This window comes from Suttonella sp. R2A3 (assembly GCF_021513215.1).
GTDB lineage: Bacteria > Pseudomonadota > Gammaproteobacteria > Cardiobacteriales > Cardiobacteriaceae > JAHUUI01.
On sequence record NZ_CP090975.1, the window covers coordinates 13188 to 29019 of the forward strand.

15 protein-coding genes and 1 pseudogene are annotated in these 15832 nt (G+C 46.7%); 9 read left to right on the top strand and 7 right to left on the bottom strand.

The window, feature by feature from the left end; genetic code table 11:
* Positions 1-400: 400 nt before the first annotated feature.
* From L0B52_RS00095 to L0B52_RS00115, 5 genes are all read right to left on the bottom strand, one after another.
* A complete protein-coding gene (locus tag L0B52_RS00095) occupies positions 401-778 on the bottom strand; it encodes a hypothetical protein (protein WP_235064510.1) in 378 nt (125 codons plus the stop codon).
* Positions 766-1314 (bottom strand): restriction endonuclease, encoded by a 549-nt coding sequence (locus L0B52_RS00100; protein ID WP_235064511.1) that lies wholly within the window; start codon positions 1312-1314, stop codon positions 766-768. The genes L0B52_RS00095 and L0B52_RS00100 overlap by 13 nt, the downstream gene beginning before the upstream one ends.
* A 109-nt stretch (positions 1315-1423) precedes the next feature.
* Positions 1424-2188: an imidazole glycerol phosphate synthase subunit HisF gene (gene hisF / locus L0B52_RS00105; protein WP_235064512.1), complete on the bottom strand. Its 765-nt coding sequence runs from the start codon at positions 2186-2188 to the stop codon at positions 1424-1426.
* A 5-nt stretch (positions 2189-2193) separates the two neighbouring features.
* Positions 2194-2901: a glutamine amidotransferase-related protein gene (locus L0B52_RS00110; RefSeq protein ID WP_235064513.1), complete on the bottom strand. Its 708-nt coding sequence runs from the start codon at positions 2899-2901 to the stop codon at positions 2194-2196.
* 1 nt (position 2902) lies between these two features.
* Positions 2903-4111 carry an acetyl-CoA C-acetyltransferase gene (locus L0B52_RS00115; RefSeq protein WP_235064514.1) on the bottom strand — a complete coding sequence of 403 codons (1209 nt, stop codon included), beginning with the start codon at positions 4109-4111 and terminating at the stop codon, positions 2903-2905.
* A gap of 152 nt (positions 4112-4263) precedes the next feature.
* Between L0B52_RS00115 and L0B52_RS09660 the strand changes: the two are divergent.
* From L0B52_RS09660 to L0B52_RS00135, 5 genes and pseudogenes are all read left to right on the top strand, one after another.
* A pseudogene (locus tag L0B52_RS09660) lies at positions 4264-4403 on the top strand (hypothetical protein); the annotation flags it as partial.
* Positions 4404-4533: 130 nt separating this feature from the next.
* Positions 4534-5571, top strand: a complete 1038-nt coding sequence (locus tag L0B52_RS00120; RefSeq protein ID WP_235064515.1) for an ABC transporter ATP-binding protein — start codon at positions 4534-4536, stop codon at positions 5569-5571.
* On the top strand, positions 5565-6824 hold the full coding sequence (locus L0B52_RS00125) for an ABC transporter substrate-binding protein (RefSeq protein ID WP_235064516.1): 1260 nt from the start codon (positions 5565-5567) through the stop codon (positions 6822-6824). Before L0B52_RS00120 ends, L0B52_RS00125 begins: the two co-directional genes overlap by 7 nt.
* A gap of 197 nt (positions 6825-7021) precedes the next feature.
* Entirely contained in the window at positions 7022-7888 is an 867-nt protein-coding gene (locus tag L0B52_RS00130) for a carbohydrate ABC transporter permease (protein WP_235064517.1), read from the top strand.
* Positions 7885-8691, top strand: a complete 807-nt coding sequence (locus tag L0B52_RS00135) for a carbohydrate ABC transporter permease (protein ID WP_235064518.1) — start codon at positions 7885-7887, stop codon at positions 8689-8691. The genes L0B52_RS00130 and L0B52_RS00135 overlap by 4 nt, the downstream gene beginning before the upstream one ends.
* Here the strand turns inward: L0B52_RS00135 and L0B52_RS00140 are convergent.
* Positions 8684-9469, bottom strand: a complete 786-nt coding sequence (locus tag L0B52_RS00140; protein ID WP_235064519.1) for an ABC transporter permease — start codon at positions 9467-9469, stop codon at positions 8684-8686. The two genes, L0B52_RS00135 and L0B52_RS00140, sit on opposite strands and share 8 nt — an antisense overlap.
* Positions 9466-10122 (bottom strand): ATP-binding cassette domain-containing protein, encoded by a 657-nt coding sequence (locus L0B52_RS00145; protein ID WP_235064520.1) that lies wholly within the window; start codon positions 10120-10122, stop codon positions 9466-9468. The genes L0B52_RS00140 and L0B52_RS00145 overlap by 4 nt, the downstream gene beginning before the upstream one ends.
* A gap of 123 nt (positions 10123-10245) precedes the next feature.
* On the opposite strand from L0B52_RS00145, the gene L0B52_RS00150 reads away from it, so the two are divergent.
* From L0B52_RS00150 to acs, 4 genes are all read left to right on the top strand, one after another.
* On the top strand, positions 10246-11604 hold the full coding sequence (locus L0B52_RS00150; protein WP_235064521.1) for a cation:dicarboxylate symporter family transporter: 1359 nt from the start codon (positions 10246-10248) through the stop codon (positions 11602-11604).
* A 194-nt stretch (positions 11605-11798) separates the two neighbouring features.
* On the top strand, positions 11799-13238 hold the full coding sequence (locus tag L0B52_RS00155) for a nicotinate phosphoribosyltransferase (RefSeq protein WP_235064522.1): 1440 nt from the start codon (positions 11799-11801) through the stop codon (positions 13236-13238).
* A gap of 2 nt (positions 13239-13240) precedes the next feature.
* Complete coding sequence (locus L0B52_RS00160; RefSeq protein WP_235064523.1) at positions 13241-13645, top strand: hypothetical protein; 405 nt, start codon at positions 13241-13243, stop codon at positions 13643-13645.
* A 162-nt stretch (positions 13646-13807) separates the two neighbouring features.
* The gene (gene acs, locus L0B52_RS00165; RefSeq protein ID WP_235064524.1) at positions 13808-15748 is read left to right on the top strand and encodes an acetate--CoA ligase; all 1941 of its coding nucleotides are present in this window, start codon (positions 13808-13810) and stop codon (positions 15746-15748) included.
* Positions 15749-15832 lie beyond the last annotated feature (84 nt).

Sequence of the window (15832 nt, forward strand, 5' to 3'; positions counted from 1 at the left end):
ATGCTGGCAAACTAGCAAAATGAACCCTTGATTATTCAAGGGTTTTTCTACATCAAAGGTTTTCTGATTAACACTTATCAAAACAAAAATGTGTTCGGTATCACCTGATACCCCGTAAGCTAATCATTTGATTCTCTAGTTTTTCGAAACTATCGTGGCAGGCTCTATATAGTTCCTCAGGTTGCATAGATTGGTAGGGCTCTGAAATCAATCCATTGAGCAAAATGGATTTGCTATGTCTGATTCTGGTGTCGGCAATGTAGCTTTCAATCGATTAAAACTTTAATGATCTTCATGATATAGGATATTGAAGGAACAAAGCTGCGGAAAGAAACACATGGAGTTATAGTTTGGAATACAGTTATGTACCTACCATGCAAGAGAAGTCCAGTCACTAGGTTTAGTAAAGAGGAGGAAGTAGCGTAGACTCATTTTTTATCTCCCTTGGTAGTAAATTTTCCTTTATCACACCTTTTTTGAAAATTGATTTCTTAGTACCTTTTTGTAGGTACTCAATTACACCAACAAGCTCTTTTGAAAAATCAATTACTATCAGCTCTTTATATGGTCGTGAAAGAGTATAAGTCACATTATAACCCTTTATTCTATATCTAAATTTAGGTCCACTTATCCATCCTTCCTTAAAACGCTCCTCTTTTGTAAATGAGCCATAATCTTCCGATTCTAAGGGAGTCAAGCGACTTGCTAGTTCGTGAATTGAGTAGTTTTCACCTGTATCCTCAATTTCAATGAAAATTTCGTTATTTAAGCCGGACATATATATAGGCTTGTTGGGATCCGCATTAATATTTTCTTTTGCCCATTCAGCGTCAATAAGTGGCTCAAATTCAGTAATGATGGCGGGCATACGAAGAACCGCATCTGATGAATAGTCTTGATGTATGGCTTTCCATCAATATCTTGCCAATCTGAATCGTTCTGCTCTCGAACTACTAGAAGGTCAATTCGATTGTGTTTTGCTTTATCTTCCGCGCCGGATTGATAGCCTTTTTTTGTGGCAAAAACAGCTTTCAAATCAGGAATATCTCTGATTTTTCCGATTAGCTCATCTATTCTCCCCACTGATACCCGAGATTTGTAGTCCTTGCACTCAATAACGGTTTTATATGTTATTCCGGCTAGTTCGTACTCCCAGTAAAGATCAAACTCCCTTTTAATACCGCAAGAGTCAAGAATTTTCTTGTTTAACTGAACCTTAATATTCTTTTGTTCAGTGATACTTTCGGCATCAAGCAACGCTTGCTGGAGCTGCGCTACGAATTGCTCGTAATTTTTACCATCATTATTCAACATGTGGGACTCCATATAGTGATAAACACTTTTGAGTGTGCGGCCTGCAAAGGATGGATCCTAAGATTGTTAAGATTTTTAATCTTTGATTTTGATCGTTAGGTGTCAGCGGTTAAACCGCTCTGATCGTAATGCCACGCGCTTGCATATATGCTTTAGCTTCAGCGATGCTGTATTCGCCAAAGTGGAAAATGCTCGCAGCGAGCACCGCGTCGCAGCGGCCCTCGAGTACGCCATCGACCAGATGTTGCAAATTGCCTACGCCACCAGAGGCAATGAGTGGGATAGTGACGTTGTTACTGATGGTTGCGAGCAGTCGGTTATCAAAACCACGGCGTGTGCCATCGCGATCCATGCTGGTCACCAATAATTCCCCAGCGCCATAATCGGCCATGCGTTTTGCCCATTCCACCGCATCAATGTCAGTACGGTTGCGTCCACCGTGGGTGTAAATATGCCAGCTGTGGGTGGCGGTTTGTTTGGCATCAATCGCCACCACGATACATTGATTGCCAAAATGCTCACTCGCCTCACGAACAAATTCCGGATTTTTTACAGCCGCGCTATTAATCGCCACCTTATCAGCGCCCGCGTTGAGCAGGCGGCGAATGTCTTCAATCGTGCGTACGCCGCCACCGACGGTCAGCGGAATAAAGACTTGAGAGGCGACTTCTTCGACCATATGCAGGGTGGTGTCGCGTTGATCCGATGAGGCGGTAATATCGAGAAAAGTTATCTCATCAGCGCCTTCATCGTTATAGCGTTTAGCCGTTTCCACTGGATCACCGGCATCGCGGATATTAACGAAGTTGGTGCCTTTAACAACCCGGCCGTTATCGACATCAAGACAGGGAATAATGCGTTTACATAGTGCCATAAAGGTTAATCCTTGGGGTTAAGCCAATGCGCGAGGAAGCCATCAAGCCAGGTGCTAATTGGGCCTTCTAATTTGTGGTAATAGCGGTATTGTGCGCTAGCCATTTGCGCACCCGGATGGGCAAGCTCTTTCGCATCGCGCTGATGCCACATATCGATCTGTGCTTTGGTGGCTTCAGGATGAAATTGAAACCCATAAGCATGATTTCCTAGACGGAAGGCCTGGTTGGGATATAGGTCACTGGCAGCGAGCTTAACGGCCGTGTCGGGTAGGGTAAACCCTTCGTTATGCCATTGGAAAAATCGCTCAGGCATATTGGCAAAAATATCCAAGAAGCCATCAACGGTGGGGTAAATATGATAATAGCCAATTTCTGTCATACGCTCTGGATGACGGGTGACTTGACCACCAAAACTCATTGCCAGCAATTGTGCGCCTAAACAAATCCCTAAAAATGGTTTTTTGGCTTCAACACAGGCACGAATCCACAGCAGTTCTTGCAAGAGTTCCGGGAGATCTTCGTGATCATTGGCGCTCATTTTGCCGCCAAAGACAATTACTGCGTCAAAGGCGTCTAGTTCTGGCAATTCGTCGCCATTTAATGGACACACGCACTGAATCTCATGGCCTTGGGCACTAAGACGCTCACCAATTAACCCACTGCTACCGCGAGGGTTGTGTAACACAAAAACCAGACGCAAGCGTTTCGACATATTAGCAAGCTTTAACCAGTAACGCTGTGCCCATGCCGCCGCCAATACACAAAGATGCTAAGCCTAACTGTTGCCCATCACGACGTAGCCCATAAATGAGTGTGGTGATTATGCGGTTGCCTGAGCAACCAATTGGGTGCCCTAAGGCGATTGCGCCACCAGTCGGGTTGGTCTTGTCCATTAATAACCCTGCGTCATACTCATGCTGACTGCTGAGTTCATAAAGAACGCCAAGCGATTGTGCAGCAAAGGCTTCGTTGAGTTCAATACGCTCAATATCGGCGAAATGGTAGGCGCTGCGCTCAAGCGCCTGAGCAATTGCTGGAATTGGCCCCATGCCCATCATCGCTGGATCAACCCCGCCTTGACCAGTGCTGATCACTTCTGCGAGCGGGGTTAAGCCAAAGCGCTTAAGCGCGTCTTCTGAAACCAGTATGATCGCAGAGGCGCCATCGTTAAGCCCAGAGGAATTACCAGCGGTAACGGTGCCATCGTCTTTAAACGCTGGCGAGAGGGTGGCTAGTTTGTCTAAGCTAGTGTTAGCGCGCACATGCTCGTCTTGGTCAAAGATGCCATGTTCTCTGCCACGAACGACATCTAGCGCAACGATTTCTTCTTCAAAACAGCCGCTTTCAATCGCTTGTTGTGCTTTTTGTTGTGATTGCAGGGCGAACTCGTCTTGTTCGTTGCGGCTGATGTTGTACACCTGGGCGATATTTTCTGCGGTAATGCCCATGTGATACTGATTAAAAGCATCAGTGAGTCCGTCGCTCAAGATGGTGTCGGCTAATTGAAGGTTACCCATTTTGTGTCCGCGTCGCGTTTTGCCCGGTAGTGCGAAAGCGGCATTACTCATCGATTCTGTACCAACTGTCAGCACAACCTCGGCATCGCCAGCTTTAATGTGCGCGCAGGCATCGAGCACAGCCTTCATCCCAGAACCACAAATCATATTAAGCGTATAAGCGGGCACATCATGTGGCAGGCCAGCGCCAATTGCGACTTGTCGGCCAACGCCCATGCCGAGACCTGCGGAGAGGACATTACCCACAATCACTTCATCGACATCTTCCGCGCGGACGCCACTTTGTGCCAGTGCGGATTTAGCGGTCTCCACACCAAGTGTGACAGCACTATGGTTCGCGAGAGTGCCTTGAAAACTGCCAATGGCGGTACGTTTCGCGGCGACGATGAAAATCTTTTGACTCATGGCTGCTCCTTAAAGATCGGACGAAAAATTAAGCATAGGACATCTAAGCACGCTCTGCAATAACTAATCGCAACAAGTCGTAGGCTTATCGTGTCAAGCGCATGCTAGGCGTTAGCTCGTGAGACGATCTCGCCCATCAAAAAAACGACGCTGGTGTAATCATGGGCGTCATCATTTTCATTATGATTAACTACGGCCTGATCTATATCCTTATTGGCAATACATTAACAAGGGTTCTATTATCATCTTCGTCGTGGCGATTGACTCATTAAAGTATGCACGTAAAAAGTAATCTATAAAACCTTTTCTTAATCAAAACCCTTAGGTTAAACCCTAAAGTTTTTTATTTGTTTGTCATCTGTTCGTCATAAAACAGTAACAATTACTGTTTCTAATAAGCAATTTTTAGAACTCAGTAATTTATGACTTATCTTGATGTGCGCGCGCTCAATAAACGTTGGCAGGCAACTACCGCTGTTGATGATGTGAGTTTTTCACTCAATGAGAATCAATTTACTGCCTTGTTAGGCCCATCGGGCTGCGGTAAATCAACCACTTTGAATATGATTGCTGGATTGGAAGAACCAACATCTGGTGAGGTGTGGATTGGTGGAGAGAATGTGACCTATAAGCCACCTGGTATGCGTGGGATTTCTATGGTGTTTCAATCGTATGCTTTATTTCCCCACCTTAGTGTAGTGGAAAATATTGTATTTGGGTTGAAAGCACGCAAAGTAGCGAGAGAGGAGCGCGAGCGACGTTTAAAATCAGTGTTAGAACTGGTTAATCTTGGTGCAGTCACCCACCATAAACCTGCGCAGTTATCGGGTGGGCAATGTCAGCGCGTGGCGTTGGCGCGCGCGATTGTCTCACAAGCGCCGTTGTGTTTGATGGACGAACCGTTATCAAATCTTGATGCGAAACTGCGTCAGGAAATGCGTAGCGAAATTCGTGCTTTGCAGCAGCAGTTAGGTTTAGCAGTGCTGTATGTGACGCATGATCAAATTGAAGCAATGAGCATGGCAGATGAGATTATTTTGCTCAACAGTGGGCGCATTGCCCAACAAGGCGCGCCGCATGAATTGTACAACACCCCAGAAAATTTATTTACGGCTGGATTTATTGGTCATCCACCGATGAATATATTAATCAGTGAACACCCGCAGATACTCCTTGGGGTACGCCCAGAACATATTAGTTTGTGCGCAGCAAATGATGGTTATGCAGTGCGGGTGATTCATAGTGATTACCACGGCGCAGATACGTTAATTAGCGTAGCGCTTGGAGAGCAAACGCTGAAAGTCAGCCTACAGGGGCATCATAGATTGCAGGTCGGCGAAATGCTCACCATTGTTTGGCAAGCCGAACACGAACATTATTTTTATTGCGACAGTGGCAAACGAGCCGCAGAGACACACCGTTTTTTTCCACTCATCTCACAAGAGGTAATCACATGTTAAAGAAACTCATTCTAGGTGGCATCATCGCCACAGGTTTGCAATTGGCTCATGCTGCTACGCAGCTAACGATGTATTATCCTGTGGCAGTCGGTGGCCCATTGACCAAAGTAGTCGATGGGTTGGTCGCTGATTTTGAAGCAGCATACCCTGATATTAATGTACAGGCGATTTATGCCGGTAATTACAATGATGCGCGGGTGAAAGCGCTTGCTGCGCTAAAAAGTGGCGAGCCGGCGCAGTTATCAGTCATGTTTTCAATTGATTTGCATGAGTTGCGTGATTTAGACGCGATTATTGCCTTTGATGATGTTGTTGAAACGGACGAAGAACGTGCATGGTTAAATGGGTTCTATCCGGCATTGATGGAAAATAGTCAAGCTGATGGCAAAACGTGGGGTATTCCTTTTCAGCGATCGACTATCGTCATGTATTACAACAAAGACTTATTTAAAGCTGCCGGACTTGACCCTGAAACCCCACCGCAAACCTGGGATGATTTGGTTCGTATGGGCAAGCAACTCACCAAAGCTGACGGTAGCCAATGGGGTGTGATGATTCCTTCAACTGGCTATCCCTATTGGATGTTCGGTGCATTGGCTAAGCAGAATGGCGAAGTATTGATGAATCAAGCAGGCAACGAAACATATTTTAATCAGCCGGCGGTAATCGAGGCACTGCAATATTGGCAGTCTTTGGGCGCAGAACATAAAATCATGCCTCAAGGTGCGATTGAATGGGGCACATTACGCCAAAACTTTCTTGATCAGAAAACCGCGATTATGTGGCACTCCACTGGTAATTTAACGGCAGTGAAAGACAATGCCAGTTTTGATTTTGGTATGGCGATGTTGCCTAAGAACAAAGAATATGGTTCACCGACAGGTGGCGGTAATTTTTACCTGTTTAAACAATCTACGCCTGAAGAACGACGAGCAGCGCTGACCTTTATTCGTTATATGACCTCGCCGGAGCAAGCGGCGCAATGGAGTATTGCTACAGGTTATATGGGTGTTAGTCCAGAGGCGTATGAAACTAAAGCACTGCAAGGTTATGTGCAAGATTTTTCGCCAGCAGCAGTGGCGCGTGATCAGCTTGAATACGCCACGGCAGAGCTTGCGACGCATCAAGCCGGACGCGTGCGTAAGTTGCTTGATGATGCCATCCAAGCAACGCTTACGGGACAGCAAAATGCGCAAGAAGCACTCAATGCTGCGCAAAAACAAGCAGATCGGGTGCTTAAGCCGTACCAATAATATCGGCACGGTTAAAATCGCTAATAACAAATATCATTTATGAGTAAATTTAAAACGATTAAACTCTATGCCAAATCTATGATTCGGCATAGAGAAGTTTGTTGTGCAACACACGTAATTAGCGTCCATAAAAAATATGAAGGAGCTGGTTATTAAGTTGGTATTGGAAGCATCCAACCATCTATTTCCTAATCGTGATGACACATAATCGTAATTTTTCTGCTTGGTTCTTGATGTTACCTGCGTTGGTGCTGTTGTTTGGTTTTACTTATTTGCCGACAATCAAAACTCTGTGGTATAGCTTTTTTGTCAATGTGCCGGGCGTTCAGCCGCAGGCGAGCTTGGACAATTATCGCTATCTATTTGATGATGAGGTACTGTGGCAGGTATTGAAAAACAACATCATTTACACAGCAATTACCGTACCAACTTCAATCATTTTGGCGTTGCTGATGGCGTTATGGGTCAATGCCAAGTTGCGTGGACGTGGGATATTGCGCTTAGCGTATTTCACGCCAACGATCCTGCCGATGATTGCGGTCGCCAATATCTGGCTGTTTTTTTACAGTCCAGAAATTGGTTTGCTCAACCAACTGCTCGCTTTCTTTGGTTACGATGGCTATAACTGGCTCGGGGATCCTAATTTGGCGTTGTATAGTTTAATGGCAATGACGGTATGGAAAGAGGCAGGCTTTTTCATGATTTTTTATCTTGCCGCTTTGCAGAATATTAATACAACGCTATATCAAGCCTGTGCAATTGAAGGTGCGGGACGATGCTATCAATTTCGCCGCGTTGTTTTCCCTTTACTAATGCCAACCACACTGTTTGTGCTGGTCAATGCGGTGTTAAATGCGTTTAAGTTGGTCGATCATTTATTTATTCTTACCAAAGGCGGACCGAATAACGCCAGTAATTTATTGCTCTATTATATTTACGAAACGGCGTTTAGTTTTCTGGATAATAGTTATGCTGCAGTGTTGACCGTGGTCATGCTGTTGATTTTATTGGTACTCGCGGTGGTGCAATTCGGGGTGCTGGAAAAACGGGTACATTACCGATGAATGTGCGTACCTTTTTTTCCACTGCTTCGGCATGGCTGCTCGCGTTATTGTGGATTTCGCCACTACTTTATGCTTTTTGGGCGGCGTTTCATCCTTCTGAATATGCAACACAATTCTCGTTGAGCGCACCATTCACATTTGAGCAATTTGAACGTGCCTGGCAACAAGCACCATTCATGCGTTATATGCTTAATACAATAATTATCACGCTACTGATTTTGGCGTGCCAATTGGTGGTATGTACATTGGCAGCTTATGCACTGGCGAGGATGCGTTTTCGTGGTCGAGGAGTAGTATTCGCGTTGATTTTGTTGCAATTGATGGTTGTGCCGGAAATCCTTATTGTTGAGAACTACCAAACACTCGCTAGCCTCAGTATCATTGATACTTATTGGGCGGTAGGATTACCGTATTTTGCCAGTGCATTTGGTATTTTCTTGTTGCGGCAAACCTTTATGACTGTGCCGCAGGATTTGGAAAATGCTGCGAAAATTGAAGGCTGTGGCTTGTTGCGCATTATTTGGTCGGTGTATGTTCCCCTTGCTAAACCGACTTATTTTGCTTATGCGCTGGTATCTATCAGCTATCATTGGAATAATTTTCTCTGGCCGTTGGTGATTACTAATACCTCCAGCAGTCGTCCGCTCACCGTTGGGCTTGCTATTTTTGGTGCGCCGGAATCCGGTGTGGATTGGTCGGTTATTTGCGCGGGTACGCTGATTTCTATTGCACCATTGCTTATCGTGTTTCTCATTTTCCAACGTCACTTTGTACAGTCTTTCATGCAAGCAGGGATTAAGTAACCAATAAGCGGCTGCGCTGATCAAAAAAGCGACGCTGAATACGCAGGGTGATGATCATGCACCCTAAAGCGCTACCGGCGGCAATCATAAACATGGTCAGTATTTGATAACGAACCGCCTGAGTGGGATCAGCACCGGCAAGAATTTGTCCGGTCATCATCCCAGGAAGGCTGACTAAGCCAACAACCGTCATCGAGTTAATCGTTGGCATCATGCCGAGGGTGATAGCGCGTCGTGCCTGTTCGCGACATGCTTCCCATGGTGTGGCGCCTAGCGCTAGGGCGTTATTGATGTGTGCTTTTTTGTCATGAAGGGCGTCGATTAAGTGCTCCATTGTTAGTGAAATACCGGTTAAGGCGTTACCAAGAATCAGCCCTAATAGGGGGATGATGTATTGTGGCTGATACCAAGGATCGAGCTGTAGGATCAGCCAAACCACAACCAATGCCACACTCCAGCAGGAAATCATCAGCGCTAATAAGCTATCCCAAAGCAGTCCGCGATAAGGTGTACTGATTCGGTTACGCGCGGCCCAAGCGGCAATCAATGTCATTAGGCACAATAAGGCAATAATCGGTGCGACATGGGTTTGTGCAAAAATCCAGCTGAGTGCGAGGCCAATCAGACTGAGTTGAATGACGGTGCGCAGTGTCGCAATAATCAGCGCTTTTTCCAGCTTGAGTGAGAGGGTTAAAGAAATGATCAAGCTGAGCGCAATCAGTAAAGCAGCAATCAAGAGATCGCTGAGGCTTAATGAGATAGCAGAGAAGGTATTCATGGTTCGGTGATGAGGTGTTGTTGCTGCATGAGCCATTGCCGCGTGGCAATTCGTGTGCATTGATTCGCATCGTGAGAGATCCAAAGTAGCGCACGGTCGGATTGCGTGTGTAGCCATTGCTGCATCAATGCTTCAAATTGCTCAGTGCTTGAAGTATCTAACGCGGCGGTTGGTTCGTCGAGTAATACCACTTTAGGGTTAAGCTGTAGGGCGCGCAGTACATGAATGATATGACGCTCACCACCTGAGAGTTCGCTAATCGGTTGATTAAGTAGCTTATCGGATTTGCCGAGCTGCTCTAGCCAATGAACCACTTGTGACCGGTCATAATCAAGGTGGCTGTTCGCGCGGTAAGTAAAGGGTTCACGCAGTGCATCTTCAACGTGCCCCTGACTAAAGCTGGCTTGTTGGCTGGTATAAAGGATCATTTGTCGCCAATGACTTGGCTGACAGCTTGTATAATCTTGATCTTGGTAACCTAATGCACTAAAAGAACATTGATCAATCCCAGCCAGTGCACGCCACAATAGGCTTTTGCCACTTCCTGATGCACCTTGAAGCACGACGCAATCGCCTGAGTAAACGCTGGCGCTGCTTGGTGCAAGCAGGTTGGTGCGCTGAAGGTTTTCCCAGTAGAGCAGTGGTGAGGCCATGGATTTCTCATTGAAGCATCTGCAGCTTATATAACCAGTGGTTATAGCACTATGTCAAGGTGTTGTTAGACGCATCGAGCTCTGGGGCGGATAATGGCCGCTTTTGACACTTTGGGATAGAGAATGACAGTTTTGTGGTTGTTGGCTTTTACGGCATTACTTTATGGTTTGGCGCGTTGGCATCGTGGCTCGGCTTCTTTGAGTCGTGTGGTGTTGGTTGGTTTGGTTTTGGGCTTGGCTTATGGCTGGTTATTGGCCACCGTACATAGCGATGCCAAACTCGCGCTTGATTGGATCAATATTGTCGGTAATGGCTACGTCAGTTTGCTGAAAATGATTGCCATGCCATTGGTGTTTATTTCTATTTTAGCCGCGGTTGCTAAAGTAGAACGTGCTTCGATGATTGGCACCATCAGCTTTCTTGTGATTGCTGTCTTGCTCGCAACCACTGCTATTGCGGCATTAGATGGTGCGATTATTGCCAATCTATTTGGTTTGGATGCTTCATCTTTAGTCGCCGGCGATGCGGAGATTGCTCGTGGACAAAGTATGCTTGCGCGCCAAGGTGAGGTGGCAAACCTAACCATCCCGAGCCTCTTACAAAGCTTTATTCCCAACAATATTACCGCAACGTTTGCTGGGTTAAGCGATACAGCGATGATTTCTGCGGTACTGATTGCCTCTTTAATAGGGATCGCGGCGCTACAGGTTAAAAAACGTGATGCTGAGCAGGGCGCGCGCATTGTTGCCGCGATTGATACTTTACAACATTGGGTGATGGCATTGGTGCGCCTGGTGATTGCGCTGACTCCGTATGGTGTGGCTGCGCTGATGGTGAAAGTGATGGTGGTCACCGATGCCACAGCGATCTGGCAGCTGGCTAAATTCTTGCTCGCCTCGTATGTGGCTTTAGCGATTATGCTGGGTGTTCATGCGCTGATTTTGTTATTGGCTGGCCGTTCACCGCTTGAGTTTTTCCGTAAAGCCTGGCCGGTACTCACTTTTGCGTTTACCTCGCGTAGTTCAGCCGCCACGATTCCGCTGAATATTGATGCGCAGATTCGCTCGCTCAAAGTTGCGCCAACGATTGCCAATTTCTCTGCGTCTTTTGGCGCAACGATTGGTCAAAATGGCTGTGCGGGAGTGTATCCGGCGATGTTAGCGATGATGATCGCGCCAACAATGGGCATTGATCCTTGGTCGATTTCCTTTATTGCCTCAGTGGTAGCAGTGTCGGTGATTGCGTCATTTGGTGTGGCTGGTGTTGGCGGCGGCGCGACCTTTGCCGCGATTATTGTTCTTTCAACGCTGGGCTTGCCGATTGAGCTGGCAGGCCTGTTGATTTCTATTGAGCCACTGATTGATATGATGCGTACGGCGGTTAATGTGAATGGTGCGATGACCGCAGGGGTGGTCACGCAGCAAGTATTGGGTCGTCAGGTTACTCAGCAGCCAGAAGCAGTTGAAGGCCAAAGTGCTTAAAATAGGCTGTGGGCATTATTGAACACAGTGATACACAATAAACGGATCGCTTTGTGAGTGAAAGCTGCTCGCAAAGCGATCTTTGCTTGTTAAAAGGCTCATCCAGCTCAAAATAGCCTAAAGTCAAAGAGTAACAGCAACCCGTAATAAGAAGTCTTCTGATACTATAGAGTTTTTAAGCTTAGGAAGATGTTATGCCAAACCATCATGGGGCGTTATTGCTCGATTTTTATGAGTTGACCATGGCCAATAGCTATTTCGAGCAAGGCCGTGAAAAAGAGCACGCATGCTTCGATTATTATTTTCGCCGTGTGCCTGATGATGGTGGGTATGCAATTTTTGCCGGCTTGCAACAAGTCCTTGATTACGCACAGAACCTGCGATTTAACGATGCAGATATCGAATTTTTACGTCAAAAGGGCGCCTTTAGCGAAGGATTTCTTAACTATCTGCGCAACTTTCGCTTTAGTGGTGATATTTATGCCTTTGCTGAAGGATCGGTGGTTTTCCCAACTGAGCCGTTGTTAAGCGTTTATGCGCCGTTGATTGAATGCCAGTTGTTAGAAACCTTTTTCTTGTTGAGCTTAAACCATCAATCCTTAATTGCGACAAAAGCTGCGCGAATTGTTAGCGTTGCGGGAGGGCGACCGGTGCTCGAGTTTGGTGCGCGTCGTGCCCATGGTGGCGATGCGGCGATGCTTGGTGCGCGCGCTGCTTATATTGGTGGCGCGTCTGGGACAGCCACCACGCTCGCTGAACAACGCTATGGTATTCCTTCATTAGGCACAATGGCGCACAGCTATGTGCAAAGCTATGCCAGTGAATACGAAGCATTCGCCGCTTATGCGCAGACGTGTCCGGAAAATACCGTGTTGCTGGTTGATACGTATAACACCTTAAAATCCGGTATCCCTAATGCGATCAAAGTCCATGAGGAATTTCTTGCGCCAAACGGACATTCGCTTAAAGGGATTCGGATTGATAGTGGCGATTTAACCTATCTCAGTCAGCGCGCTCGTGACATGCTCGATGCCGCAGGGCTAACCGAGACGAAGATTACGGTCTCTAATTCCTTAGACGAATACGTGATAAAAGATCTGGTCAATCAAGGCGCGGCGATTGACGCCTTTGGGGTCGGTGAGCGTTTGATTACCGCCCGTAGCGAGCCAGTTTTTGGCGGGGTGTATAAAATTGTCGCCCAAGAACGTGACGGCAAGATGGAGCCACGGATTAAAATCAGTGAGAATGTGATTAAAACGACCACACCTGGCTTTAAGCAAGTCTATCGACTGTATGATGAGGCCAATATGGCGATTGCTGATTTGGTGACTTTGCGCGATGAGGAAGTTGATGGTAGCGAGCCATACCGATTATTTGACCCTGAGCACACTTGGAAGCACAAAATGATCAAAGATTTTACCCTACAAGCACGTCTTAACCCAGTGATTGTCCAAGGGGAGCGGATCGATGAGCAACCTGATTTAGCTCAAATTCGTGCGCACACACAGGCGGAATTAGCGCGCATCTGGCCAGAAGTGCAACGCTTGGAAAACCCACACGGCTACTATGTCGATTTATCAAAACCGCTGTGGCAGCTCAAACAAGATCTCATCAGTGAATACAGTCGGTGGTAGGTATGGATTACGAAAACGACCCCTATTTTAACGATCCAGCGCATAAGGCAGCCAATGATGTGTATAGCTTATATTTTATCGGCTGGTTGATTGGCTTTGCGGCTTTGATCATCGGCGCGATCATTGCTGAGCGTCATCGCCGGAAAAAGGAAGGCTTCATCACCAGTCATTTCGTTTTTCAGAAAACGATGGCTTGGCAATGTGCTGTTTTACTCGGTGTATGGGCGATAGCGCTGTTCGTGTATATGCATCAATTCCCTGAAGGTTGGTGGGTGATGAAATTGGGTTTGATTGTCTCAATGATGGTGTTGCTTTGGTGGTGGTTATGGCGTAATTTCTCAGGCTATCGCTTGTTAACAAAGCGTGTGGCTATTAGCAATCCCAAAACGTGGGGGAAACCACGGTAATCGCCATAGATACCTTTAAAAGGGGGCAAAAATGACGAACCATTATAATTACTGCTTGCTTGAGTTAATTAAATATAATAATCTGTAGATATTACTTTCAGTGCATAGTTTTTTTGCTGTGGTTAGCTGCGGCAGTATCAGTTCACATAATGGGAGAAAAAAATGGCAGATTTGAAGCAATGTTATGACGTGCCGGAAGCGGCTGCTGAACATGCACATATTGATGCGGCAAGCTACGACAAGCTATACGCCTATTCTATTGAGAATCCCGATGCGTTTTGGGCTGAACAAGCAGAAAAACGGCTTAGCTGGTATAAAAAATGGGATAGTGTTCATAACAGTGATTTGAATGTTGGCCGTATTCGCTGGTTTGAAGGCGCAGAATTGAACGTTGCTTATAACTGTATTGATCGCCATTTGGATGAACGTGGTAAACAAACCGCGTTTATTTTTGAACACAACCAACCGGGTAAATCGTATCGTGTGAGCTATCGTGAACTACATACTCAGGTATGTAAGTTTGCCAACGTTCTAAAAAGTATGGGCGTTAAAAAAGGCGATCGAGTATGTATTTATCTGCCGATGATCGAAGAAGCGGCGGTTGCGATGCTCGGTTGTGCACGTATTGGTGCGGTGCATTCTGTTGTATTTGGGGGCTTCTCACCAGACGCGCTGGCCAGTCGTATTGACGATGCGCAGGCGAAAGTGGTGGTGACGTCTGATGCGGGGTATCGTGGCGATAAATTTACCCACGTTAAGCGCAGCGTTGATCAGGCATTACGTAAAACCGACATTGTTGAACATGTGATTGTCGTGCAGGTCAACAAAGAAGAGATCTATTGGCAGCAGGGGCGCGATGTGTGGTATCACGATGTGATGCGTGATGCGTCTGCCGATTGTCCGTGTGAGCCGATGGATGCTGAAGATCCATTGTTTATTCTCTATACCTCTGGTTCAACCGGCACACCAAAAGGGGTGCTGCATACCACCGGTGGTTATTTGCTTTATGCCGCAACAACCTTTGATTACACCTTTGACTATCATGATGGTGAGGTGTACTGGTGTACGGCGGATGTGGGCTGGATTACTGGCCACAGCTACTGTGTTTATGGACCGCTCGCGAATGGCGCAACCTCGCTGATCTTTGGGGGCGTACCAAACTATCCAGATCCTAGTCGTTTTTGGCAGGTGGTTGATGAGCACCGAGTCAATTTATTCTATACAGCGCCAACCGCGATTCGTGCCTTGATGCGTGAAGGTAATGACTTTGTTGAAAAAACCGATCGTAGCTCTTTGCGTGTGCTTGGTACGGTTGGTGAACCGATCAACCCTGAAGCCTGGCATTGGTATTATGAAGTCGTTGGTGATGCGCGTTGTCAGATTGTTGACACCTGGTGGCAAACGGAAAATGGTGGCCATATGATCACCCCATTACCTGGTGCGACACCGCTTAAGCCGGGTTCGGCCGGTAAACCATTCTTCGGGGTGCAGCCCGCGATCTTTGATCAAGAAGGGAACGAGCTCGAAGGTAAAGCAGAAGGGGTGTTGGTCATCAAACAAGATTGGCCGGGGATGATGCGCACCGTATGGGGCGATCACGAGCGCTTTATGCAAACCTATTTAAGCACCTACCCTGGAACGTATTTCACAGGCGATGGCGCGCGTCGCGATGAAGACGGCTATTATTGGATTACCGGACGTGTGGATGATGTGCTTAACGTGTCGGGTCACCGTCTTGGAACAGCCGAGATCGAAAGCGCTTTGGTGTTGCATAATGCGGTAGCAGAAGCGGCAATTGTTGGGTATCCACATGATATTAAGGGGCAGGGTATTTACGCCTATGTCACGCTGATGAATGATGCCGAGCCTTCTGATGCACTGAAAAACGAATTGGTGAAATTCGTGCGTAAAGAAATGGGGCCAATTGTCAGCTTGGATGTCGTCCAATGGGCGCCATCGCTGCCGAAAACCCGCTCAGGGAAAATCATGCGCCGTATTTTGCGTAAAATCGCCGCGAATGAAATTGATTCATTAGGTGATACCTCAACTCTTGCAGAACCGCAGGTGGTTGAAGATCTCATAGAGAATCGAGCGAATCGCTAATTGCTAATCGCATTAAAAGCCGACAGTGACCCTGTCGGCTTTTTTGTGTTTAGGCTTATGATACTTATGATTTTATGGTATAAA